We start from the raw sequence: 20,029 nt of genomic DNA, 5'->3' as shown, positions 1-20,029 counted from the left end.
CGCCGGGATAAGCGCAAAGGGTCGCGGCATGCGCCCGACCCTGTGTGAAGCGGCCTGTTCTGGCCCCATCGCTTACCCTGACGGGCGCGATATAGCCTTCATTCGCCGCTCTGGCAAGCGCCGAGGCCGGGGAAATGCGCCCGGATCTCCTGCGCCAGCAGGGCCACCAGCGCGGCCGCCGGCATGGCGCGGGCACGCGGCGCCCCGGTCCCGCACCATTGCGCCGCGTAATCCGAGCCGCCCGCCACCGCCTGCAGGCGCTTCGCGGCATCATAGGTGATCGGGTAGTCCGGCAGCGGCGGCGCGGCCTCGGCCTCGCCCAATGCGGTCAGCCGGTTGGCAAGCCCGCGCGCCGGCCGACCCGAGATGGCGCGGGTCATCACCGTGTCGCCGGGCCGGGCCGCCGCCAGCCGGGTGCGATAGGCGTCGTTCGCCGCCGATTCCGGGCAGGCGACGAAGGCCGTGCCCATCTGCACCGCCGCCGCCCCGGCCCGCAGGAAGCGCGCGGCATCGGCGCCGTCCATGATGCCGCCGGCCGCGACCACCGGCAGGCCCAGCTCCAGCAGGTCGCGCATCAGCGCCTCGGTCGACAGCCGCGCGTCGGGACCGTCGGGCTCGAAGATGCCGCGATGCCCGCCGGCCTCGTAGCCCTGGGCGATGATCAGGTCGAGCCCGGCGTCGCGGATCGCCAGCGCCTCGGCGCGCGAGGTGGCAGAGGCGCCCAGCATGGCGCCGCTGCCGCGCAGCGCGGCGATGCGCTCGGCCGCGGGCAGGCCGAAATGGAAGGTGACCAGCACCGGCCGCGCCGCCAGCACCGCGCGCAGCATCTCGTCATGGTCGAGGAAGCTGCGATAGATCTCCTCGATGCGGGCCGGGGGCTCGGCGCCGTAACGACGGAACTCGGGCGCCAGATAGTCGAGCCAGCCGGCCTCGCGCGCCGGATCGGCCTGGGCGGGGCGATGGCAGAACAGGTTGACGCCATAGCGGTCCGAGCCCAGCCGCTCGCGCGTCTCGGCCATCATCGCCGCGGCCTGGGCGGGATTAGCGGCAGCGAGGCCGATCGAGCCCATGCCCCCGGCCCGGCTGACCTCGGCGGCCAGACGCGGCGTCGCGGTGCCGGCCATCGGCGCCTGGATCACCGGCACCCGCAGATCGGAAAACTGAAAAACGCTCTTCATGCCCCTGCCTCCCTGGCGCAGGCGATGGCGCGGGCCACCGCTTCCTCGATGCTCATTTCGCTGGTGTCGAACAGCAGCGCATCCGCGGCCGGACGCATCGGCGCCACGTCGCGGGCGGCGTCGCGGGCGTCGCGCTCGCGCAGCTCGGCCAGGATGCGCGCCTCGTCGGCGCCCAGTTCCAGCGCCCGGCGGCGGGCGCGGATCTCGTCGCTGGCGGTGACGTAGAGCTTCAGCTCGGCCCCGGGGCAGATCACCGTGCCGATGTCGCGCCCGTCCAGCACCGCCCCCGGCTCGGAGCGGGCGAAGCGGCGCTGGAACTCGACCAGCGCGGCCCGCACCTCGGGGATGGCGGCGACGCGGCTGGCGGCCTGTCCGGCCTCGGCGCTGCGCAGGTCGTCGCGGGCCAGATCCTCGGGCGCCAGGCTGCGGGCCGCGGCCACGGGATCGCCGCGCTTGGCACCGACGGCGCGGTAAAGCAGCCCGGTATCGAGATGGGCAAAGCCGAACTGCCGGGCCAGCGCCCGGGCGATGGTGCCCTTGCCCGAAGCCGCGGGTCCGTCGATGGCGATGGTGAAGGGCATGGGTCCTCGATTTCGGCGCGGGCGTTTTCGACTCGGGCGATTTCGACTTGGGCGGCACCGGCCCGGCAGGCCCTTGCGGCCCGGATCGTCGCGGGCCGGAAGCGATGCCGGCTGCCAGCCCCGGACGACGGCCCGCCTTGCTGGATCATGGTGCCGGTTGCAGGAATCGAACCCGCGACCTTCTGATTACAAATCAGCTGCTCTACCAGCTGAGCTAAACCGGCCTTTTCCATTCCGATAGCCTCTGGAGCGGGCGGGCGCAAGCGCGGGCTGGCCGCCGCCCTCATCCGGTGACCGCCCGGACGCTCGCCACCAGCTGGCGCGCGTCGAAAGGCTGCGGCAGCCAGCCGGCGGCGCCGGCATTGCGCGCCCGGCTTTTCAGCTCCGGCAGCGTCGCCGTCGAAAGCACCAGAATCGGCACCGCCCGCAATCGCTCCTGCCGCCGCACCGCCTCGATGAAGCCGAAGCCGTCCAGCCCGGGCAAGGCGATCCCGGTGATGATCGCATCGACCCGGCGGTCCTGCAGCAGCGCCAGCCCCTCGCTGCCGTCGCCGGAAAGCGCGACCGCCATGCCCGCCTGGCGCAGCGCCCCCGCGGTGCGTTCGCGCAGATCGGCGCTGGCATGCAGGACCAGCACCGTCAGCGCCATGCCCGCGCCCGCGTCCACGCCCGCGTCCACGTCCGCGTCCACGTCCGCCCCGGCCCGTGCCTCGGGCCGCGAATCCGGCGCTTGTCTCTGGATCTTCCTGCACTCATGCGGCATATCTCCGGCTGGTATCCCCCGTTCCGGCGCCAGCATGGCGCAGAGAGGTTAAGGCCAGGTTGACGGGCAACGGATTCCGGTTTCCGTCCGACCCTGCCCGGCGCGGGCCGGGCGCCGCGGCGGCCTTCGCGCCAAAGTGCTTGCATTCTCTGCCGGAAGGGACTATGTCGCGCGCACTTCACAGGCGGGGTCGGGCCCCGGAGGGAGACATCCTTCGACGGTCCACCGGTTGGGGTAAGCCCCTGAAAGCCCCGCCAAGGCGCAAACCGGAAAGGACATGACATGGCGCTTCCCGATTTCTCCATGCGTCAGCTGCTTGAAGCTGGCGTTCATTACGGCCACCAGACCCAGCGCTGGAACCCCCGCATGGCCGAGTTCATCTATGGTGAACGCAACGGCATTCACATTTTCGACCTGACCCAGACCGTGCCGATGCTGGACGCGGCGCTGCAGATCGTGCGCGACACCGTCGCCAAGGGCGGCCGCGTCCTGTTCGTCGGCACCAAGCGTCAGGCCCAGAAGGCCATCGCCGAAGCCGCCGAAAAATCGGCCCAGTATTACATGAACCACCGCTGGCTGGGCGGCACGCTGACCAACTGGAAGACCGTCTCGCAGTCGATCCAGCGCCTGAAAGCGCTCGACGAGACGCTGTCCTCGGGCGCCGAGGGCCTGACCAAGAAAGAACGGCTGCAGATGGAACGCGAGCAGGCCAAGCTGCAGGCCTCGCTGGGCGGCATCCGCGAGATGGGCGGCCTGCCCGACCTGCTGTTCGTCATCGACGTGAACAAGGAAGACCTGGCCATCCTGGAAGCCAAGAAGCTGGGCATCCCGGTCGTCGCCGTGGTCGACACCAACTGCTCGCCCAAGGGCGTTGACTACATCATCCCGGGCAACGACGACGCCGCCCGCGCCATCGCGCTGTATTGCGACCTGGCCTCGCGCGCCGCGCTGGACGGCATGACCGCGCAGATGGGCGCTGCCGGCGTGGACCTGGGCGCGCTGGAAGCCGGCGTCGAGGAAGAGCTGGCCGGCGAGGCCACCGAAGAAGCCGCCGAAGCCTGATCGGCGGGGCCCGCGCCACGGGCCCGCCACCCCCTGCGGGGATTTACGGAACAGTCATCAGGCGGGGATAAGCCCCGCCTGACGCATTGAAAAGCAAGGAGACACCCGGATGGCTATCACCGCTGCGATGGTGAAAGAGCTGCGCGAAACGACCGGCGCAGGCATGATGGACGCCAAGAAGGCGCTGACCGAGACCGACGGCAACATGGAAGCCGCCATCGACTGGCTGCGCACCAAGGGCCTGGCGAAAGCCGCCAAGAAAGCCGACCGCGTCGCCGCCGAGGGTCTGGTCGGGGTGCAGGTGAATGCCGGCCGCGGCGTCGCGGTCGAGATCAACTCGGAAACCGACTTCGTCGCCAAGAACGCCGATTTCCAGCAGCTGGTGCGCGAGATCACCCAGGTCGCGCTGGAAACCGCCACCGATGTCGAGGTGCTGCGCGCCACGCATCTGAACGGCAAGCCGGTCGCCGACGTGCTGACCGACGCCATCGCCCGCATCGGCGAGAACATGACCCTGCGCCGGATGCACCTGCTGGAAGGCGATACCGTCGTCTCCTACGTCCACAACGCCGCGGCCGATGGCCTGGGCAAGATCGGCGTGCTGGTCGCGCTGAAGGGCGACGCCGAGAAGGCGCAGGCCATCGGCAAGCAGTTCGCCATGCATATCGCCGCGACCAACCCGGTCTCGCTGTCGGAAGCCACGCTGGACCCGGCGCTGCTGGCGCGCGAGCTGGAAGTGCAGACCGCCAAGGCCCTCGAGGAGAACGCCGCCTCGGCCAAGCCGAAGCCCGAGGCCGTGATCCAGAACAACATCATTCCCGGCCGGATGAAGAAATTCGTGGCCGAGAACACGCTGCTGGGCCAGCCCTTCGTGGTCAATCCCGACCTGACCGTCGAGCAGGCCGCGAAAGAAGCCGGCGTCGAGATCACCGGCTATGCCCGGGTGATGGTCGGCGAAGGCATCGAGAAGAAGGAAGAGGACTTCGCCGCCGAGGTCGCCAAGACCCGCGCCGGCGCCTGATCCTTCCGGGCCATGCACTGACGAACGCCGGCCCTCGCGGCCGGCGTTTTCATGTCGGGGCCCTGGCGCTCGCGCCGCGTTCGTCCCGCTTGCGCCGCGTTCGTCCCGGCTGTCCCTTCCTCGCCCATCGCCGCGTCATTGCCAGAGGTCGCGCCGGATCGGCGCCCGACAGGCTTCGCGGTGCAGTCCGGTTGGCGGATGCGATGCGGCCGGCGGCCCCTGCGGTCCCTGCGCCGGACCGGCGCGGGCCGGGCTTTCCCATGCGTATGATCGTGTACGCCCGGTGTACGCAGGGTGCACGGCCTGCGCCGCCGGTTTTCAGATCTCCCCCTCGCCGGCGTCCAGCACCACCCGATCCCTGGGCAGCGCCTCGGCAAAGGACAGGAAGCGCCAGGGCTCGGCGCCGGATCTGGCGGACTGGGCGCCGCCTTCCGCCTGGTTGCAGGGTTCGCCCGGGTCGATGAAGATCTGCCGGCGATAGGCGGCATGCAGGATCGCCTGCGCGGTGGTCCGGGCCCCCAGCGCCTTGCGCGCCAGCCGCAGGTGCTTCTCGACCGTGGCCGGGGTCAGGTCCAGCATCTCGGCGATCTCGGGCGTGGTGCGGCCGGCGGCGATATGTTCGAGCACTTCGCGCTGGCGCAGGGTCAGCATGGTCTCGGGCGGCGTATAGGGCAGGGTCGAGAGGCGCAGATGCATCAGCCCGGTCAGGGCCTCAACCTCCTGCCCGCAACGGCGCCAGACCGCGTCCAGCCCGTCCTGGCGCATGCCGATCGCGCCGCTCAGCAGCACCCCCGCCCGCACCCGCTGCACGCTGTCGCTGAGGCTGACCGCATAGCCCGAGGCATGGCCGTGCCGGGCGAACAGGTCCATGATCCGCTCTTCCAGCCGGGTCAGGCGGCCGGCAAGCCGCCGCCGGTGCATCCAGGCCCAGCTTTCGCTGCCGGTGCTCTGGGTCATCCAGCGATACATCGGCACGCTTTCGAACCCGCCCTGCGCGAGGATTTCCTGGAACAGCCGCGGCGAATAGCTGGACAGGAAGATGCTGTCGTCGATCATCCGCTCGCCCGAGGCTTCAAGAAGCCGGGCGCCGTAATAGGAGACATGCGGAAAGCCCAGCCCGGCCAGCCGCCCGACATAGTGCCGCCAGACAGCCTCGGCCGAACGCGCGGCCAGGATGGTCTGTATGTCATTCAGCATTTTCCCCCTGCCCCGGTCGTCGAAATGCGTTCGTATAAATTGCTGGTGGCCTGCAATGATTGAAATAATATTTTCGAATATCCCGCAGCATGCAATCCCGCCGCGGATCTTTCGATTGACGCCGGGGTAACTACAGCGTGATAGAAACACAATACAATTGAAAATCCGCAAAAATTCCCGAAAGGCGCGCTTGACCTCGCGGCAATCGGCAGCGGATCTGGTGTTTGCGTCCCGAGTTTCAACCAGGAGGTTTTCCTGGCCGGCATTGCTGGTTACTGTGCCGCCGAAAACGAGTCAGGAGTGGCGGGCAGCATGCAGGTCGTCTTTCATTGCGGAGTTCACGGCACCGATCTCTACCGCATGGTCAAGACCTTGTTGCAGAACCGCGACTGGCTGCTGCGCAACGGCATCGAGCCGGTCACGCCGAACCGTCACCGCGAGGTCTTCGGCGAGGCGCTGAGCGCCCTGAACGGCTCGCAGGCCACGGATGACATGGAACAGGTGATGCTGGACGCGATCCTGGAATCGGACGATCCGCACCGAATCATCTGCAGCACGCCCACCTTCCTCGGCAAGGCCGAGCGGGCCATCTCGTCCGACGGGCTCTATGCCAATGCCGGCGAGAAGATGGCGGCGCTGGCGAACCTGTTTCCCAGCGCCGAGATCGAGTTCTTCATGGCGCTGAAGAACCCCGCCACGCTGATCCCCTTCGTGCTGGCGCAGGAAGGCAGCGGCACCTATGCCGAGGTGATGGGCGGCATCGACCCGATGAGCCTGCGTTGGGCCCCGGCCATGCGCCGCATCCTGGCCGCGCTGCCCGGCCGCCGCATCGTGGTCTGGTGCCACGAGGACACCTCGCTGATCTGGCCCGAGGTGGTGCGCCGCATCTCGACCATGCCCAGCGATGTGCCGCTGAAGGCGGGATTGCAGATCCTGGGCGATATCCTGCATCCGGACGGGATCAAGATGATCCGCGACGCCCTGGCCCAGGAACAGCGCCTGACCATCGAGAGCCGGCGGCGGATCTTCTCGGCCGCGCTGCAAAAGCACGCCCTGCCCGAACAGATCGAGGTGCAGCTGAACCTGCCGGGCTGGACGCAGGAGCTGGTCGACCGCATCACCGCCGCCTATGACGCCGACATGGCCGAGATCGCCGCCCTGCCGGGGATCGAGTTCATCACCCCCTGAGCGCATGAAAACCCGCGCATGAAAAAGGGCCGGTCGCCCGACCCCGCCTGCAAGCGCCCTTCGCGGCGTCAGGCCATGCCGAGCGCGGCCTTGTACATTTCCAGGATCGCCTCTTCCTCGGCGATGTCGTCCTTGTCGCGCTTGCGCAGCGCGATGACCTTGCGCATGACCTTGGTGTCGTAGCCGCGCGCCTTGGCCTCGGCCATCAACTCCTTCTGCTGCTCGGTCACGTCCTTCTTTTCCGCCTCGAGCTGCTCGTATTGCTCGATGAACTGACGCAGCTCGCCGGCGGCGATGCCATAGGCATTCTCGTCCTGCATGTTCCGCTCCTTCGGGTTTTGGCGCGGGTCTAGGCGGTCTTGCGGGCGGGTGCAATCGCCGCTAGGCCGTCAGCGGCAGACGGAGGCGAAAACATGACGATCTGGGACGGGCTGATCTGGGGCGGAACCGCGCTGACGGCGATCGGGCTGGTCGCGCTGGCCTGGTGCATCCTGACCGCGGCGCGGGCCAAGGCGCGGATCCGCGACGATGCCGGAATGCGCGCCGCCATGCGCAAGGTCGTGGCGGTGAACATGGCGGCGCTGGCGGCCTCGGTCCTGGGGCTGATGCTGGTCGTCCTTGGCATCATGCTGGGCAAGTGACATGCGGGCGCTGATCCAGAGGGTCTCGGAAGCCGAGGTCGCGGTCGAGGGCCGCAGCATCGGCCGCATCGGGCCGGGCCTCATGGTGCTGGTCTGCGCCATGCAGGGCGACCCGGACGACGCCGCCGCGAAGCTGGCCGCACGCATCGCCAAGCTGCGCATCTTCCGCGACGACGCCGGCAAGATGAACCGCTCGGTCCAGGATATCGGCGGCGCGGTGCTGGTGGTGAGCCAGTTCACCCTGGCCGCCGACACCCGCACCGGCAACCGGCCCGGCTTTTCCTCGGCCGAGGCACCCGAGCGCGGCGAGGCGCTGTATCGGCGCTTTGCCGAGGCGTTGCGCGATCTGGGCCTGGCGGTCGAAACCGGATCCTTCGGCGCCGACATGAAAGTGTCGCTGGTCAATGACGGCCCGGTGACGATCTGGATGGATTCCGCAGACCGCGCTTGACTTTCGCCGTCCGAACCCTCATTTGCGACACGTTGCCGCCCGCTGCCGCGTGAGTAGCCGGCGCCCCTGCGCCAAGGTCGGCACCGATTTTCCAGTTTCCCATTCACGCGGGGAGGCTGCGGGCATCACCGTATCCACGCCCGCCCCTCGCAACCAGCCGTGCGCTTCGCACGGTCCCAGCCATGCGCGCCGATACGCGGGCGACCTGGCCGAAAGACGACATGACCAACGAGACCACCCGTCCGAACCGTTCGGGCAATCCCCGCCCCCAGCAGGGCGGCAAGCCGCGTGTCCGCAACGACAAGCCCAACACCAACCACCGCCGACACCGCGCCGAGCCGGAAGAGAAATTCATCCGCCGCGCCATCCCCGAGATCGACACCCCCTTCACCCGCATGGGCATCGACCCGCGCGTGGCGATCAACCTGCCGGGCCTGGGGATCGAGACCCCCTCGCCCATCCAGGAAAAATCCATCCCCGGCATCGTCGAGGGCCGCGACCTGCTGGGCCTGGCCCAGACCGGCACCGGCAAGACGGCCGCCTTCGGCCTGCCGATGCTGACCCGACTGCTGAACATCGGCCGCAAGCCCGAGCCCCGGACCTGCCGCGCGCTGATCCTGGCGCCGACCCGCGAGCTGGCGACCCAGATCGCCGAGAACATCGACAACTATGCCATCGGCACGCCGATCCGGCAGTTCCGCGTCGTCGGTGGCGCCTCGATCAACGTGCAGACCCAGCGGCTGGAGCGCGGCGTCGACGTGCTGATCGCCACCCCCGGCCGGCTGATCGACCTGATCGAGCGCGGCGCCGTGGACCTGTCGCAGACCAAATACCTGGTGCTGGACGAGGCCGACCAGATGCTGGACATCGGCTTCATCCACGCGCTGCGCCGCATCGCCAAGATGCTGCCGCGCGAGCGCCAGACGCTGCTGTTCTCGGCCACCATGCCGAAGCTGATGGAGGAGCTGGCCGACAGCTACCTGAACGATCCCCTGCGCGTGGCGGTGAACCCGCCCGGCCAGGCGGCGGCCAAGATCGACCAGGGCGTGCATTTCGTCAATCAGGGCGACAAGGCGACGCTGCTGGCGGAATACCTGTCCAAGCATGTGGACGAGCTGGCCATCGTCTTCGGCCGCACCAAGCACGGTTCGGAAAAGCTGTCGAAACTTTTGGAGAAATGGGGCTACAAGGTCGCGGCGATCCACGGCAACAAGAGCCAGGGCCAGCGCGAGCGCGCCCTGGCCGGCTTCCGCGCCGGCGACACCAAGGTGCTGGTCGCGACCGACGTGGCGGCGCGCGGCCTCGATATCCCCGAGGTGGCGCATGTCTATAACTACGACCTGCCCAACGTGCCGGAAAACTACGTGCACCGCATCGGCCGCACCGCCCGCGCCGGCCGCGACGGCCGCGCCATCGCCTTCTGCGCCCCGGCCGAGATCGGCGAGCTGCGCGCCATCGAGAAGGCGATGAAGGCCAAGATCGCCGTGGTCGGCGGCGAGGAGCCCTTCGAGGCGGCCAAGATCCGCGAACGCGGCGGCCCGGCCGGTCGCCCGGCCCAGGGCGCGGCGCGCAAGCGCCCGGCCCGCCGGCCCTCGCGCGCGCCGAAATCGGCGCCGCGGGCCTGATCCCGCCGGGATGCGCGCAAACGTGAGCCGCCGTCATCGCACGGCGGCTTGCGACCTCCGGCCCGGCGCGGCTATCTGCCGGCATGGCCAAGCTTTATTTTCATTATTCCACGATGAATGCCGGCAAGAGCACGCTGTTGCTGCAGGCGTCCTACAATTACCGCGAACGCGGCATGGCGACGCTGCTGCTGACCGCGGCGCTGGACGATCGGGCCGGCCCGGGGCGCATCGCCAGCCGCATCGGCATCGCCGAATCGGCGCTGGGTTTCACCCCCGATGCCGACCTTTTCTCTCTGATCCAGGCCGAAGGCCGCGATGTCGCCTGCATTTTCGTCGACGAGGCGCAGTTCCTGACCGAGCAGCAGGTCTGGCAACTGGCCCGCGTCGCCGACGACCTTGGCCAGCCGGTGATGTGCTACGGGCTGCGGGTCGATTTCCGCGGCCGGCTGTTTCCCGGCTCGGCGGCGCTTTTGGCGCTGGCCGACGACCTGCGCGAGGTGCGCACCATCTGCCATTGCGGCCGCAAGGCCACCATGGTCGTGCGCCAGGACGAACAGGGCCGCGCGCTGCGCGAGGGCGCGCAGGTGCAGATCGGCGGCAATGAAACCTATGTCTCGCTTTGCCGGCGGCATTGGCGCGAAGCGATGGGGGAAATCCGATGAAAGCCAGCAACACCGCCCGCGCCTATGGCTGGGTCGCCCGCATGTTCCACTGGACGGTCGCCGTGCTGATCCTGGCCGCCATCGCCATCGGGCTTTACGCCGACACCCTGCCCGAGGGCGGGGAATCGCAGCTGCAGGCGATCTTCACCGCCTATTCCGTGCACAAGACCGTGGGCATGGCGGCGCTGGCCTTGGCCGCGCTGCGCATCCTGTGGGCGCTGACCCAGCCGAAGCCGCGCCCGCTGCACCCCGAGCGGCGGCTGGAGAGCTTCGGCGCCGAGGCGGTGCATTGGGCGCTATGGCTCGGCATGGTCGTCATGCCGTTGTCGGGCTGGCTTCTGCACTCGGCCGCGCCGGGCGGCTTTGCCCGCATCCTCTGGCCCTTCGGCCAGCGCCTGCCCTTCGTCCCCGAGAACGCAGCGCTGTCGGAACGTTTCGCAGCCTTCCACGAATTCGGCTGGTGGCTGCTGGCCGGGCTGATCCTGCTGCATGTCGCGGGGGCGCTGAAGCACGCGATCCTCGACCGCGACGGCACCATGCGCCGCATGGCCGGCAATCCCGAGCGCGCGCCCGAGCCCCCGGCCGCGCAGCCCGGCCTCCTGCCGCATGTCCTGGCCGCCCTGGTGGGGCTGGCGATCTGGATCACGCCGGCCTTCATTCCCGCCGCCACCCCGGAGGCGCAGGAAGCGCCAGCCGCCGCATCCGCCCCCGCGGCCACCGCCGGATCCGATTGGGTCGTGGAGCAAGGCAAGCTGGAGATCGAGGTCACCCAGGCCGGGAACGCGGTCACGGGGCAGTTCGGGCAATGGCAGGCCGACATCGCCTATAACCCGGAAACCCAGACCGGGCGGGTGACGGTCGATGTCGACATCGCCTCGCTGACGCTGGGCGCTGTCAGCGACGCGGCCAAGGGCCCGGATTTCCTGAACGCCGCCGCCCATCCCGCCGCGCGTTTCGAGGCCGAGATCCTGCCGCCCCCGGCCGAGGGCCAGCCGCATGTCGCGCAGGGCCGGCTGGCCATTGCCGGCCAGACCGTCGAGGCCGACCTGCCCTTCGCGCTGACGCTTCAGGGCGATGTGGCCCAGGCGAAGGGGCAGATGCGCGTCGATCGCCGCGATTTCGGCATCGGCGCCGGCTATGCCGATGAAAGCACCGTCGGTTTCGGCGTCGAGATCGGCTTCGAGCTGACCGCGAAACGGCGATAGACGCCCGCCCCGGCGGGCGCCTTTTCCGGGTATTTGGGAAACGGTGAAAGCGCGATGCAAAAGGCCGCCTCGATGGGCGGCCTTTCCGTTGAGGGGGTGGGGATCGAAGACCCCGGGGCTCAGCCGACCAGTTCGAGGCCCGAGAAGAAGAAGGCGATTTCCTCTTTCGCGGTTTCCGGCGCGTCCGAACCGTGGACCGAGTTCTCGCCGACCGAGAGGGCGAATTCCTTGCGGATGGTGCCTTCGTCGGCATTGGCCGGGTTGGTGGCGCCCATCACTTCGCGGTTCTTGGCGATGGCGTTCTCGCCTTCCAGCACCTGCGCCACGACCGGGCCCGAGGCCATGAACTCGACCAGCTCGCCGTAGAAGGGGCGGTCCTTGTGGACGATGTAGAACTGGCCGGCCTGGGCGGGCGACAGGTGGATGCGCTTCTGCGCGACGATGCGCAGGCCGGCATCCTCGAACTTGGCGTTGATCTTGCCGGTCAGGTTGCGCTTGGTGGCGTCGGGTTTGATGATCGAGAGCGTGCGTTCGATGGCCATGGGGGTCGTCCTTTTCCTTGTTCCGGCCGCGATGGCCCGGAAATCCGCGCCCCGTTAGCATGGGCGGCGGCGCTTGAAAAGCCGGCGCGGCCCCGGCCCGCACCCCGACGCGGGCCTTTGATGTCGGCATTGACGCCCGCCGCCGCTTGCGCCATGCGGGGCGCATGCTGCGCATCGACGACATATCCTATTCCATCGCCGGACGGCCGCTGTTCGAGCACGCCTCGGCCACCATCCCGGACGGCCACAAGGTCGGCCTGGTCGGCCCGAACGGCGCCGGCAAGACCACGCTGTTCCGGCTGATCCGGGGCGAGCTGGGCCTTGACGGCGGCGCCATCGCCCTGCCGCCGCGTGCCCGCATCGGCGGCGTCGCGCAGGAGGCGCCCGGCACCGCGACCAGCGTGCTGGACACGGTGCTGGCGGCCGATACGGAACGCGCCGGGCTGATGGCCGAGGCGGCGACCGCCACCGACGCCCATCGCATCGCCGAGATCCAGACCCGGCTGGCCGATATCGACGCCTGGTCGGCCGAGGCGCGGGCGGCGACCATCCTGCGCGGCCTGGGCTTTTCGACCGAGGACCAGGCCCGGCCGACCGCCGACTATTCCGGCGGCTGGCGGACGCGGGTGGCGCTGGCGGGGGTGCTGTTCTCGCAACCCGACCTCTTGCTGCTGGACGAGCCGACCAACTACCTGGACCTGGAAGGCGCGCTGTGGCTGGAAAGCTATCTGCAGCGCTATCCGCATACCGTCATCGTCATCAGCCACGACCGCGACCTGCTGAACCGCGCCGTGGGCCATATCCTGCATCTCGAGGACCGCAAGCTGGTGCTCTATTCGGGCGGCTACGACATCTTCGCACGCACCCGGGCCGAGAAGCGCGCCTTGCAGGCCGCCGAGGCGAAGAAGCAGGACGCCCGCCGCGCGCATCTGCAAAGTTTCGTCGACCGCTTCCGCGCCAAAGCCACCAAGGCCCGGCAGGCGCAGGCCCGCATCAAGATGCTGGAACGGATGGAGCCGATCACCGCCCCCGAGGAAGCCAAGTTCCACCGCTTCGGCTTTCCGCAGCCCGACCAGCTGTCGCCGCCCATCGTCTCGCTGGACGGGGTGACGGTCGGCTATGACGGCCGGGCGGTGCTGCGCCGGCTGGCGCTGCGCATCGACCAGGACGACCGCATCGCGCTGCTGGGGCGCAACGGCCAGGGCAAGTCGACGCTGTCGAAGCTGCTGGCCGGGCGGCTGGAGGCGATGGAGGGGCGGATCGCGCGTTCGGGCAAGCTGCGCATCGGTTATTTCGCCCAGCACCAGGTCGATGAGCTGGACCTGGGCGAGACCCCCATAGCCCATGTCCGCCGGTTGCGCCCGGACGAACCGCCGGCGAAGCTGCGCGCCCGGCTGGCCGGGTTCGGGCTGATGGAGGCGCAAGCCGAGACCCGCGTCGGCCAGCTTTCGGGCGGGCAGAAGGCGCGGCTGTCCTTGCTGCTCGCGACCATCGACGCGCCGCATCTGCTGATTCTCGACGAACCGACCAACCACCTGGACATCGAGAGCCGCGAGGCGCTGACCGAGGCGCTGAACGACTATACCGGCGCCGTGGTGCTGGTCAGCCACGACATGCACCTGCTGAACCTGGTGGCCGACCGGCTGTGGCTGGTCGATCAGGGCGGGGTCAGCCCGTGGCAGGGCGATCTGGACGATTACCGCCGGATGCTGCTCTCCGGCGAGGAGAAGCCCGCCCCGAAACCCGAGAAACCGGCGACGAAACGCCCCTCGCGCGACCAGGTTCTGGAGCTGCGCGCCGACGCCAGGCGTGCCGAGGAGCGGGTCGAGAAGCTGACCGCCATGCTGGAGAAGCTGGACGCCATCATGGCCGATCCGGCGACCTATGACGATGCGCAGAAGGCCGAGCAATGGGGCCGCAAGCATGCCGAGGCCAGCGAGGCCATGCTGCGCGCCGAGTCGCTGTGGATGGAGGCCTTGGAGCGGCTGGAGGCGGCGGAACGCGCCTGAATGTCACACATTCCCGCTTTTCGCCCCTTGCGGCGCATTGCGGGCTTGCTCCGCTGGCCGGTTTCGCTCAATGCGTTTCGACACCTTCGATAAGGATTCGCCCATGACCCGGATGATCGCGTTCGCCCTGCTCTCTGCCACCGCGCTGAGCACGCCGGTCATGGCAGAGTCCCTGGGCGAACGTGAGTTTTCCTTCGATGCCGGCCTGGGGGTGAAATACAGCCCCGAGTTCATCGGCTCGGACAATCTCGACCCCTCGCCCTGGTTCATCCTGCGCAATGCCGATGCCGACCGCGACAAGCCGGACGGGTTCTCGGTCCTACCGTCGCTGAACTATGTCGGCAAGCGCGACGCCGATGATTACGACGACCTGCGCGGCATGGACGACATCGGCTATGCCGGCGAGATCGGGGTGAAGCTGTCCTATCGCATGGGCGAACTGACCAGCTATGGCGCCATCCGCAAGGGCTTCGGCGGCCATCACGGCGTGGTGGGCGAGCTGGGCGCGAAATATCGCTTCGAGGCCAGCGACAAGTTGACGCTGTGGACCGGGGCCGAGTTGGGCATGGGCAGCGACGACTTCACCGGCACCTATTTCGGCGTCACCGCGGACGAATCGCTTTCCAGCGGCCATCGCGCCTATGATCCCGATGGCGGCGCCTATATCGCCCGGCTCAGCGTCGAGGCCCGCTATGAATTCCTGCCCGACACCGCGCTGATGGGCCGCGTGACCTATGGCCGGCTGCTGGGCGATGCCGGCGACAGCCCGCTGGTCGAGACGCGCAACCAGCCCTCGATCAGCATCGGCGTGGCGCGTCGGCTGAATTTCCGCTTCTAGGCAGCGCACTGGACCCTGCCCTGTCCAGGTCCTATATACACGTCAGGCTTTTGACAGGACGTGCCGCATGACCGAAGACACCCTCAAGGAAGGCGATCCACTGATCGCGCCGTCAACCACCGAGCACCCGCTGTATGAAAGCGTGGTCGAGGCCTGCAAGTCCGTCTACGACCCCGAGATCCCGGTGAACATCTTCGACCTCGGGCTGATCTATACCATTGACATCAGCGAGGAAAACGCCGTACGCATCGTCATGACCCTGACCGCGCCGGGCTGTCCCGTCGCGGGCGAAATGCCTGGCTGGGTTGCCGATGCCATCGAGCCCCTGCCCGGCGTCAAGCAAGTGGATGTCGAGATGACCTTTCAGCCACAATGGGGCATGGACATGATGTCCGACGAAGCCCGACTGGAGCTTGGATTCATTTGACGGCGCATGAGGACATGCTGGCCGGCCGCCCCTATGAACCGGGCGACGGCGAGTTGGTGGCGATGCGCAAGGTCGCACAGGGCTTGATGCGCGACTACAATGCCACGATCATCGGCGACAAGACCCGCGCCCGCACCCTGACCCAGCTGCTGGGCACCTGGAACGGCACGGTGATCCGCACGCCCTTTCATGTCGATTACGGCAAGCACATCCATTTCGGGCCGGACTGCTTTGTCAATTACGGCTGCTTCTTCATGGATATCTGCGAGATCAGGATCGGCGCGCGCTGCCAGTTCGGCACCGCCGTGCAGTTGCTGACCGAGGACCGGCCGCGTGACGCCGCCGGCCGCGCGGCGGGTCTGGAATGGGGCAAGCCCATCACCATCGGCGACGATGTCTGGGTCGGCGGCGGCGCGGTCGTCCTGCCCGGCGTGACCATCGGCGACGGTGCCATCGTCGGCGCCGGGGCGGTGGTGACGCGGGATGTGCCGCCCAATGCCACGGTGGTCGGAAACCCGGCCCGCCCCCTGCCACCCCGCGCCTAGAAGAACATCCGGTGCCGGCCGCGGCTGACGAGATGCAGCGCGCCCTGCGCAACCGGCATCTCGGCAAGCCGTTCGCGCGGCAACCCCATCGCCACCAGCCGGATCATGCGCAGGGTGATGCCGTGGGTCACGATCAGCGCCGGGGCGGTGAGATCCTGCAGAAAGGACCGGACGCGCGCCTCCAGCCCGGCGAAATGCTCGCCTTGCGGCGCCCGGTCATACCAGTCCAGCCCGCCGCCCGCGAAGAGCTCGGGGCGCTCGGCGCGCAGCTCGTGCCAAAGCCGGCCGGTGAAGTCGCCGATGTCGATCTCGTGCAGCCGTTCGTCGCTGACGAAATCCTGCCCCGCGAACACGATCCGAGCCGTCTGCTGCGCCCGCCCGGCGGTGCTGGCATGGCGCGTCAGGCCGCGCAGGTCGCGCACCAGCCAGCCCTGCCGCCGCGCCTGCATGACGCCCAGCGGCGTCAGCAGCGAATCCAGCCGGCCCTGCATCCGCCCCTGGACGTTCCATTCGGTCTGGCCGTGCCGCATCAGGTAGAGGTCGGGCCAGTCCCGCATCAGACCCATTTCGCCAGCGGCGGCAGGCTCATCAGCACCGCCTCGGGGTCGTGGCCGGAGGCCAGGCCGAACTTGGTGCCGCGGTCATAGACCAGGTTGTATTCGGCATAAAGGCCGCGATGGACCAACTGCGCATCCTTCTCGGCCTCGCCCCAGGGCTGGGCCATGCGCTTTTCGGCCAGGGGCAGGAAGGCGGGCAGGAAGGCCTCGCCCACCGCCCGGGTAAAGGCGAAATCGGCACGCCAGTCGCCGCTGTTCAGGTCGTCGTAGAAAATGCCGCCCACGCCCCGCGCCCGGCCGCGATGCGGGATGAAGAAATACTCGTCCGCCCAGGCCTTGAAGCGGTCGTAGTAATCGGCGCCATGGGCCGCGCAGGCGTCGCGCAGGGTGGCGTGGAAATGCGCCGTGTCCTCGGCGACTTCCAGGCAAGGGTTCAGATCGGCGCCACCGCCGAACCACCAGGCGCCGGGGGTCCAGAACATGCGGGTGTTCATATGCACCGCCGGCGCATGCGGGTTCTGCATATGCGCGACCAGGCTGATGCCCGAGGCCCAGAAGCGCGGGTCGGTCTCGATCCCCGGCACGCCGCGCGCCGCCATGGACTGGCGGGCGGCGGCGGACAGGTCGCCATGCACCGCCGACCAGTTCACGCCCACCTTCTCAAAGACCCGGCCGCCGCGCATCACCGACATCAGGCCGCCGCCGCCCTCCTTGCCGCGCTTGGTCTCGCGCATTTCGAAACGGCCGGGCGGGACGGAGCCGGGACCGCGATCCTCCAGCGCCTCGAAGGCCGCGACGATCCGGTCGCGCAAGGCCCGGAACCAGACCGCGGCCTCCTGTCGCTCGTCCTGCATTTCCATGGGCTTGCCTCCGGATTCGTGAATTGCCCCGCCAGGGGGACGGGCCTATGCTTCGGGCAAAACAACTAGAGATCCCGGCCATGACCCGCAACATCCTGCTTGCCCTGATGCCTGTCCTGGTTGTCGCAGCCTGCGGCACGCCGCAAGAGCAATGCATCAGCCGCAACACCCGGGAGTATCGCACGATCTCGAGCCTGCTGGCCGAGGTCGAAGGCAACCTGGCGCGCGGTTATGCCTGGGAGGAGCGCAGCGTCACCCGCACGGAATGGGACGACTGCCCCTATGTGGTGCGCGACAAGGACGGCAATGCCCGCATCCTCTATCGTTCCTGCATGCGCGACGTGACCGATACCGAACGCTACCGGGTGCCGATCGACCCGGCGGCCGAGACCCGCAAGCGCGACAACCTGCTGGCCCGCAAGCAGGCGCTGACGCCTTCCGCCCGCGCCGCGGTCCAGGCCTGCAAGACGGCCTATCCGGAGGAGGAGCGGTCCTAGTAGACCCCCGGCGCCAGCGGGTCGCCCAGGCTGCGCCCGCCATCGACGCGCAGGATCTGCCCGGTGACGAAGCTCGAGGCGTCGCTGGCCAGGAACTGCACCGTCGCCGCCAGCTCGTCCGCGCCGGCGATGCGGCCCAGCGGCGTGGCCGCGATCATCCGGTCGCGCAGGCCCGGATCCTCGCGCAGCTTCAGCTGCATGTTGTTCGACATGATGCTGGCGAAGGCGACGCCGTTGACGCGGATGCGCCTGGGCGCCAGGGCCGAGGCCAACGAGCGCGTCGCCTGCGCCTGCGCGGCGCTGGCGATGGAATAGGCCAGCATCTGCGGCTGCGGCCAGTCGGCAGCCAGCGAGGTCAGGTTGACGATGGCGCCGTTCTGGATCGCCTCGCTCTCCTCGGCGTCGGCCTGCGTCATCATGCGCTTGGCGACCATCTGCGACAGGCGCAGCCCCGAGACCATGTTCTGCCGCAGCATCTCGGCCAGCTGGTCCTCGTTCACCGCCAAAGGATCGCAGCCCTGCACCATGCGATGCGCATTCACCAGGATATCCACCCGGTCGAAGGCGTCGATGGTGGCCGAGACCAGGTTGGCCAGCGTCAGCTTCTGGCCAAGGTCGCCGGCAAAGGCGCGGATCGGCCCGTCGCCGGCGGCTTCGGCGCCCAGTTCGGCATCCAGCGCCGCCTCGTCGCTGTCGGCGAACATGACATTGGCGCCCGCCTCCTCGAAATGCCGGGCGATGGCCAGGCCGATGCCGCGCGCGGCCCCGGTCACGATGGCGGTCTTGCCCTGGATCGACAGGCTCATCGTCTTCCACCTTTCGGCTGCGTCCGGCCGGCCGCGTCGCGGCGCGCGCCCGAAGCGGTCAGGATCTTGAACCGGGAATCGCCGCCCAGCTCGGTGACGTCGGCGAAACAGTCCCGCAGCGCCTGCTCGTAAGGCAGGTGCCGGTTCGCGACCATCCACAACCGCCCGGCCCCGGTCAGCAGCCCCGCCGCGGCACGGATGAAGCCGGCGCCGATCCGGGGATCGGCCGCGCGCCCCTCGTGGAAAGGCGGGTTCATGATGACGCCGTTCACCGGCTCGGGCAGCCGGAAGTCCAGCGCATCCGCCCAGTGAAAGCGGGCCCGCGGGTCGGCGATGTTGCGCCGCGCGCAATCCAGCGCGGCGGCATCCGCCTCGACCAGGTGCAGCAGCTCGACGCCGGGATGCTTGAGGATCTCGGCCGAGAGCCAGCCCCAGCCCGCGCCCAGATCGACGATGCGGGTCGGCAGCTTCTCGGGCAGCGCCGCCGCCAGCGCCTGCGAGGCCGGGTCCGGCCCGTCGGCCGAGAACACCCCGGGCCGCGTCACCATGCCGGGCGCCGCCTCATGGTCGCTTGCGACCCAATCCGCAGGCAGCCAGCCGGCCGCCGGCAGGGTCACGCGGAAGATCTTGCCATGGGCGCGCGAATGGACTTCATCCACCGGCGCCAGCGCGCGCATCTCCTTCAGCACCGCATCGATACCGTCGGTCTTCTGCCCGTCGATCCAGAGCGCCGCGCCGGGCGCCAGCCGCGAGGCGGCCTCGGCGAGGCGGGCCCGCGCCGCCGCCCGCGCGCGCGGCAGGAAGACCACAGCCGTGTCGAACGTTCCGGTCGCCGTGGTCGCCACGTCGAAACCGCGGGCGCGCAGGGCCGCGTGGTCGGGATAAAATCCCTGCAGGATCTGCGTCCTGCCCGCGTCGAACGGCTCCAGATCGGTCGAGGCGCCGGCGCCGACAAGCAACAAGCGCCCTTCGGGCGGCATGCCGCCAAAGACAAGTTCCAGCCGTGATCCAGCCAATTTCTACTCTTTTTCCATGGTGCATTGCAGCGGATGCTGCTGACGGCGGGCAAGTTCCATCACTTGCGCCACCTTGGTTTCGGCGATCTCGTGCGAGAAGACGCCGACGACGGCCACCCCCTTGCGATGAACGGTCAGCATGATCTCGATCGCCTGGGCGTGGCTCATGTTGAACAGCCGCTCAAGCACATGCACGACGAATTCCATCGGCGTGAAATCATCGTTCAGCAGCAAGACCTTGTACATCGGAGGCCGCTGCGTGCGGGGGCGGGTTTTCACCCCCAGTTCGACCTCGTCTCGGTCTCCGGGTCGGTTGGTCATCAGCGGATTGGTCACGACGCTTGCAACAGGATGTGGA

General features: G+C 68.9%; 24 protein-coding genes and 1 tRNA gene. 13 read left to right on the top strand and 12 right to left on the bottom strand.

From position 1 onward, the window contains the following. Positions 1-98: 98 nt before the first annotated feature. From NBE95_RS15335 to NBE95_RS15320, 4 genes are all read right to left on the bottom strand, one after another. Complete coding sequence (locus tag NBE95_RS15335; RefSeq protein WP_289895095.1) at positions 99-1,178, bottom strand: nitronate monooxygenase; 1,080 nt, start codon at positions 1,176-1,178, stop codon at positions 99-101. Beyond that, positions 1,175-1,759 carry a d(CMP) kinase gene (locus tag NBE95_RS15330; protein WP_289895094.1) on the bottom strand — a complete coding sequence of 195 codons (585 nt, stop codon included), beginning with the start codon at positions 1,757-1,759 and terminating at the stop codon, positions 1,175-1,177. The genes NBE95_RS15335 and NBE95_RS15330 overlap by 4 nt, the downstream gene beginning before the upstream one ends. A 148-nt stretch (positions 1,760-1,907) precedes the next feature. Then, positions 1,908-1,983: transfer RNA gene (locus NBE95_RS15325), tRNA-Thr, on the bottom strand. A 59-nt stretch (positions 1,984-2,042) separates the two neighbouring features. Continuing rightward, positions 2,043-2,450 (bottom strand): response regulator, encoded by a 408-nt coding sequence (locus NBE95_RS15320; protein WP_289895093.1) that lies wholly within the window; start codon positions 2,448-2,450, stop codon positions 2,043-2,045. Positions 2,451-2,804: 354 nt separating this feature from the next. Here NBE95_RS15320 and rpsB point away from each other — a divergent pair, with 354 nt between their 5' ends. Together rpsB and tsf are read left to right on the top strand one after the other, a co-directional pair. Next, entirely contained in the window at positions 2,805-3,584 is a 780-nt protein-coding gene (gene rpsB / locus NBE95_RS15315; RefSeq protein ID WP_289895092.1) for a 30S ribosomal protein S2, read from the top strand. 109 nt (positions 3,585-3,693) lie between these two features. Continuing rightward, entirely contained in the window at positions 3,694-4,605 is a 912-nt protein-coding gene (gene tsf, locus NBE95_RS15310; RefSeq protein ID WP_289895091.1) for a translation elongation factor Ts, read from the top strand. A gap of 318 nt (positions 4,606-4,923) precedes the next feature. Here tsf and NBE95_RS15305 read toward each other — a convergent pair whose 3' ends face one another. After that, entirely contained in the window at positions 4,924-5,802 is an 879-nt protein-coding gene (locus tag NBE95_RS15305) for a LuxR family transcriptional regulator (protein ID WP_289895090.1), read from the bottom strand. 312 nt (positions 5,803-6,114) lie between these two features. On the opposite strand from NBE95_RS15305, the gene NBE95_RS15300 reads away from it, so the two are divergent. Then, positions 6,115-6,990 (top strand): hypothetical protein, encoded by an 876-nt coding sequence (locus tag NBE95_RS15300; RefSeq protein WP_289895089.1) that lies wholly within the window; start codon positions 6,115-6,117, stop codon positions 6,988-6,990. A 68-nt stretch (positions 6,991-7,058) separates the two neighbouring features. On the opposite strand, the gene NBE95_RS15295 is transcribed toward NBE95_RS15300, so the two are convergent. Next, on the bottom strand, positions 7,059-7,310 hold the full coding sequence (locus NBE95_RS15295) for a DUF2312 domain-containing protein (protein ID WP_289895088.1): 252 nt from the start codon (positions 7,308-7,310) through the stop codon (positions 7,059-7,061). A 93-nt stretch (positions 7,311-7,403) separates the two neighbouring features. Between NBE95_RS15295 and NBE95_RS15290 the strand changes: the two genes are divergently transcribed. The 5 genes from NBE95_RS15290 to NBE95_RS15270 all read left to right on the top strand — a co-directional run bounded on the left by NBE95_RS15290 (position 7,404) and on the right by NBE95_RS15270 (position 11,574). Further along, complete coding sequence (locus tag NBE95_RS15290) at positions 7,404-7,631, top strand: hypothetical protein (RefSeq protein ID WP_289895087.1); 228 nt, start codon at positions 7,404-7,406, stop codon at positions 7,629-7,631. A 1-nt stretch (position 7,632) separates the two neighbouring features. After that, the gene (gene dtd / locus NBE95_RS15285; RefSeq protein WP_289895086.1) at positions 7,633-8,082 is read left to right on the top strand and encodes a D-aminoacyl-tRNA deacylase; all 450 of its coding nucleotides are present in this window, start codon (positions 7,633-7,635) and stop codon (positions 8,080-8,082) included. A 182-nt stretch (positions 8,083-8,264) separates the two neighbouring features. Continuing rightward, positions 8,265-9,707 carry a DEAD/DEAH box helicase gene (locus NBE95_RS15280; RefSeq protein ID WP_289895085.1) on the top strand — a complete coding sequence of 481 codons (1,443 nt, stop codon included), beginning with the start codon at positions 8,265-8,267 and terminating at the stop codon, positions 9,705-9,707. Positions 9,708-9,790: 83 nt separating this feature from the next. Then, a complete protein-coding gene (locus tag NBE95_RS15275; protein WP_289895084.1) occupies positions 9,791-10,369 on the top strand; it encodes a thymidine kinase in 579 nt (192 codons plus the stop codon). Further along, positions 10,366-11,574, top strand: a complete 1,209-nt coding sequence (locus NBE95_RS15270; RefSeq protein WP_289895083.1) for a cytochrome b/b6 domain-containing protein — start codon at positions 10,366-10,368, stop codon at positions 11,572-11,574. Before NBE95_RS15275 ends, NBE95_RS15270 begins: the two co-directional genes overlap by 4 nt. A gap of 119 nt (positions 11,575-11,693) precedes the next feature. Here NBE95_RS15270 and ndk read toward each other — a convergent pair whose 3' ends face one another. Beyond that, positions 11,694-12,116 carry a nucleoside-diphosphate kinase gene (gene ndk / locus NBE95_RS15265; RefSeq protein WP_289895082.1) on the bottom strand — a complete coding sequence of 141 codons (423 nt, stop codon included), beginning with the start codon at positions 12,114-12,116 and terminating at the stop codon, positions 11,694-11,696. A 164-nt stretch (positions 12,117-12,280) separates the two neighbouring features. Here ndk and NBE95_RS15260 point away from each other — a divergent pair, with 164 nt between their 5' ends. From NBE95_RS15260 to NBE95_RS15245, 4 genes are all read left to right on the top strand, one after another. Continuing rightward, a complete protein-coding gene (locus NBE95_RS15260; protein ID WP_289895081.1) occupies positions 12,281-14,125 on the top strand; it encodes an ABC-F family ATP-binding cassette domain-containing protein in 1,845 nt (614 codons plus the stop codon). 103 nt (positions 14,126-14,228) lie between these two features. Further along, positions 14,229-14,963 carry a MipA/OmpV family protein gene (locus NBE95_RS15255; protein WP_289895080.1) on the top strand — a complete coding sequence of 245 codons (735 nt, stop codon included), beginning with the start codon at positions 14,229-14,231 and terminating at the stop codon, positions 14,961-14,963. 67 nt (positions 14,964-15,030) lie between these two features. Beyond that, complete coding sequence (locus NBE95_RS15250; RefSeq protein ID WP_019352663.1) at positions 15,031-15,390, top strand: SUF system Fe-S cluster assembly protein; 360 nt, start codon at positions 15,031-15,033, stop codon at positions 15,388-15,390. Beyond that, positions 15,387-15,935, top strand: coding sequence for a sugar O-acetyltransferase (locus NBE95_RS15245; RefSeq protein WP_289895079.1), 549 nt, complete (start codon positions 15,387-15,389; stop codon positions 15,933-15,935). Before NBE95_RS15250 ends, NBE95_RS15245 begins: the two co-directional genes overlap by 4 nt. Here the strand turns inward: NBE95_RS15245 and NBE95_RS15240 are convergent. Further along, positions 15,932-16,492, bottom strand: coding sequence for a histidine phosphatase family protein (locus NBE95_RS15240; protein ID WP_289895078.1), 561 nt, complete (start codon positions 16,490-16,492; stop codon positions 15,932-15,934). The genes NBE95_RS15245 and NBE95_RS15240 overlap by 4 nt on opposite strands. Next, positions 16,492-17,352 (bottom strand): oxygen-dependent coproporphyrinogen oxidase, encoded by an 861-nt coding sequence (gene hemF / locus NBE95_RS15235; RefSeq protein ID WP_289895077.1) that lies wholly within the window; start codon positions 17,350-17,352, stop codon positions 16,492-16,494. The genes NBE95_RS15240 and hemF overlap by 1 nt, the downstream gene beginning before the upstream one ends. Positions 17,353-17,432: 80 nt before the next feature. On the opposite strand from hemF, the gene NBE95_RS15230 reads away from it, so the two are divergent. Further along, on the top strand, positions 17,433-17,849 hold the full coding sequence (locus NBE95_RS15230; RefSeq protein WP_289895076.1) for a hypothetical protein: 417 nt from the start codon (positions 17,433-17,435) through the stop codon (positions 17,847-17,849). Here the strand turns inward: NBE95_RS15230 and NBE95_RS15225 are convergent. Genes NBE95_RS15225 through clpS form a run of 3 tightly spaced genes read right to left on the bottom strand, consistent with a single transcriptional unit; the run spans position 17,846 to position 19,992 of the window. Continuing rightward, entirely contained in the window at positions 17,846-18,655 is an 810-nt protein-coding gene (locus NBE95_RS15225) for an SDR family oxidoreductase (protein ID WP_289895075.1), read from the bottom strand. The two genes, NBE95_RS15230 and NBE95_RS15225, sit on opposite strands and share 4 nt — an antisense overlap. Then, positions 18,652-19,671, bottom strand: a complete 1,020-nt coding sequence (locus NBE95_RS15220) for a methyltransferase (RefSeq protein WP_289895074.1) — start codon at positions 19,669-19,671, stop codon at positions 18,652-18,654. The genes NBE95_RS15225 and NBE95_RS15220 overlap by 4 nt, the downstream gene beginning before the upstream one ends. 3 nt (positions 19,672-19,674) lie before the next feature. Then, positions 19,675-19,992 carry an ATP-dependent Clp protease adapter ClpS gene (gene clpS / locus NBE95_RS15215; protein WP_199259112.1) on the bottom strand — a complete coding sequence of 106 codons (318 nt, stop codon included), beginning with the start codon at positions 19,990-19,992 and terminating at the stop codon, positions 19,675-19,677. Positions 19,993-20,029 lie beyond the last annotated feature (37 nt).

It is taken from the genome of Paracoccus sp. TOH (assembly GCF_030388245.1).
GTDB lineage: Bacteria > Pseudomonadota > Alphaproteobacteria > Rhodobacterales > Rhodobacteraceae > Paracoccus > Paracoccus simplex.
This window is presented reverse-complemented; position numbering and strand designations above follow the sequence as displayed.

Excerpts from the sequence above, each read along its gene's own strand:
- NBE95_RS15335 (WP_289895095.1), bottom strand. The coding sequence starts at position 1,178 with ATGAAGAGCGTTTTTCAGTTTTCCGATCTGCGGGTGCCGGTGATCCAG.
- NBE95_RS15330 (WP_289895094.1), bottom strand. The coding sequence starts at position 1,759 with ATGCCCTTCACCATCGCCATCGACGGACCCGCGGCTTCGGGCAAGGGC.
- rpsB (WP_289895092.1), top strand. The coding sequence starts at position 2,805 with ATGGCGCTTCCCGATTTCTCCATGCGTCAGCTGCTTGAAGCTGGCGTT.
- tsf (WP_289895091.1), top strand. The coding sequence starts at position 3,694 with ATGGCTATCACCGCTGCGATGGTGAAAGAGCTGCGCGAAACGACCGGC.
- NBE95_RS15305 (WP_289895090.1), bottom strand. The coding sequence starts at position 5,802 with ATGCTGAATGACATACAGACCATCCTGGCCGCGCGTTCGGCCGAGGCT.
- NBE95_RS15300 (WP_289895089.1), top strand. The coding sequence starts at position 6,115 with ATGCAGGTCGTCTTTCATTGCGGAGTTCACGGCACCGATCTCTACCGC.
- NBE95_RS15295 (WP_289895088.1), bottom strand. The coding sequence starts at position 7,310 with ATGCAGGACGAGAATGCCTATGGCATCGCCGCCGGCGAGCTGCGTCAG.
- NBE95_RS15290 (WP_289895087.1), top strand. The coding sequence starts at position 7,404 with ATGACGATCTGGGACGGGCTGATCTGGGGCGGAACCGCGCTGACGGCG.
- dtd (WP_289895086.1), top strand. The coding sequence starts at position 7,633 with ATGCGGGCGCTGATCCAGAGGGTCTCGGAAGCCGAGGTCGCGGTCGAG.
- NBE95_RS15280 (WP_289895085.1), top strand. The coding sequence starts at position 8,265 with ATGCGCGCCGATACGCGGGCGACCTGGCCGAAAGACGACATGACCAAC.
- NBE95_RS15275 (WP_289895084.1), top strand. The coding sequence starts at position 9,791 with ATGGCCAAGCTTTATTTTCATTATTCCACGATGAATGCCGGCAAGAGC.
- NBE95_RS15270 (WP_289895083.1), top strand. The coding sequence starts at position 10,366 with ATGAAAGCCAGCAACACCGCCCGCGCCTATGGCTGGGTCGCCCGCATG.
- ndk (WP_289895082.1), bottom strand. The coding sequence starts at position 12,116 with ATGGCCATCGAACGCACGCTCTCGATCATCAAACCCGACGCCACCAAG.
- NBE95_RS15260 (WP_289895081.1), top strand. The coding sequence starts at position 12,281 with ATGCTGCGCATCGACGACATATCCTATTCCATCGCCGGACGGCCGCTG.
- NBE95_RS15255 (WP_289895080.1), top strand. The coding sequence starts at position 14,229 with ATGACCCGGATGATCGCGTTCGCCCTGCTCTCTGCCACCGCGCTGAGC.
- NBE95_RS15250 (WP_019352663.1), top strand. The coding sequence starts at position 15,031 with ATGACCGAAGACACCCTCAAGGAAGGCGATCCACTGATCGCGCCGTCA.
- NBE95_RS15240 (WP_289895078.1), bottom strand. The coding sequence starts at position 16,492 with ATGCGGGACTGGCCCGACCTCTACCTGATGCGGCACGGCCAGACCGAA.
- hemF (WP_289895077.1), bottom strand. The coding sequence starts at position 17,352 with ATGGAAATGCAGGACGAGCGACAGGAGGCCGCGGTCTGGTTCCGGGCC.
- NBE95_RS15230 (WP_289895076.1), top strand. The coding sequence starts at position 17,433 with ATGACCCGCAACATCCTGCTTGCCCTGATGCCTGTCCTGGTTGTCGCA.
- NBE95_RS15225 (WP_289895075.1), bottom strand. The coding sequence starts at position 18,655 with ATGAGCCTGTCGATCCAGGGCAAGACCGCCATCGTGACCGGGGCCGCG.
- clpS (WP_199259112.1), bottom strand. The coding sequence starts at position 19,992 with ATGACCAACCGACCCGGAGACCGAGACGAGGTCGAACTGGGGGTGAAA.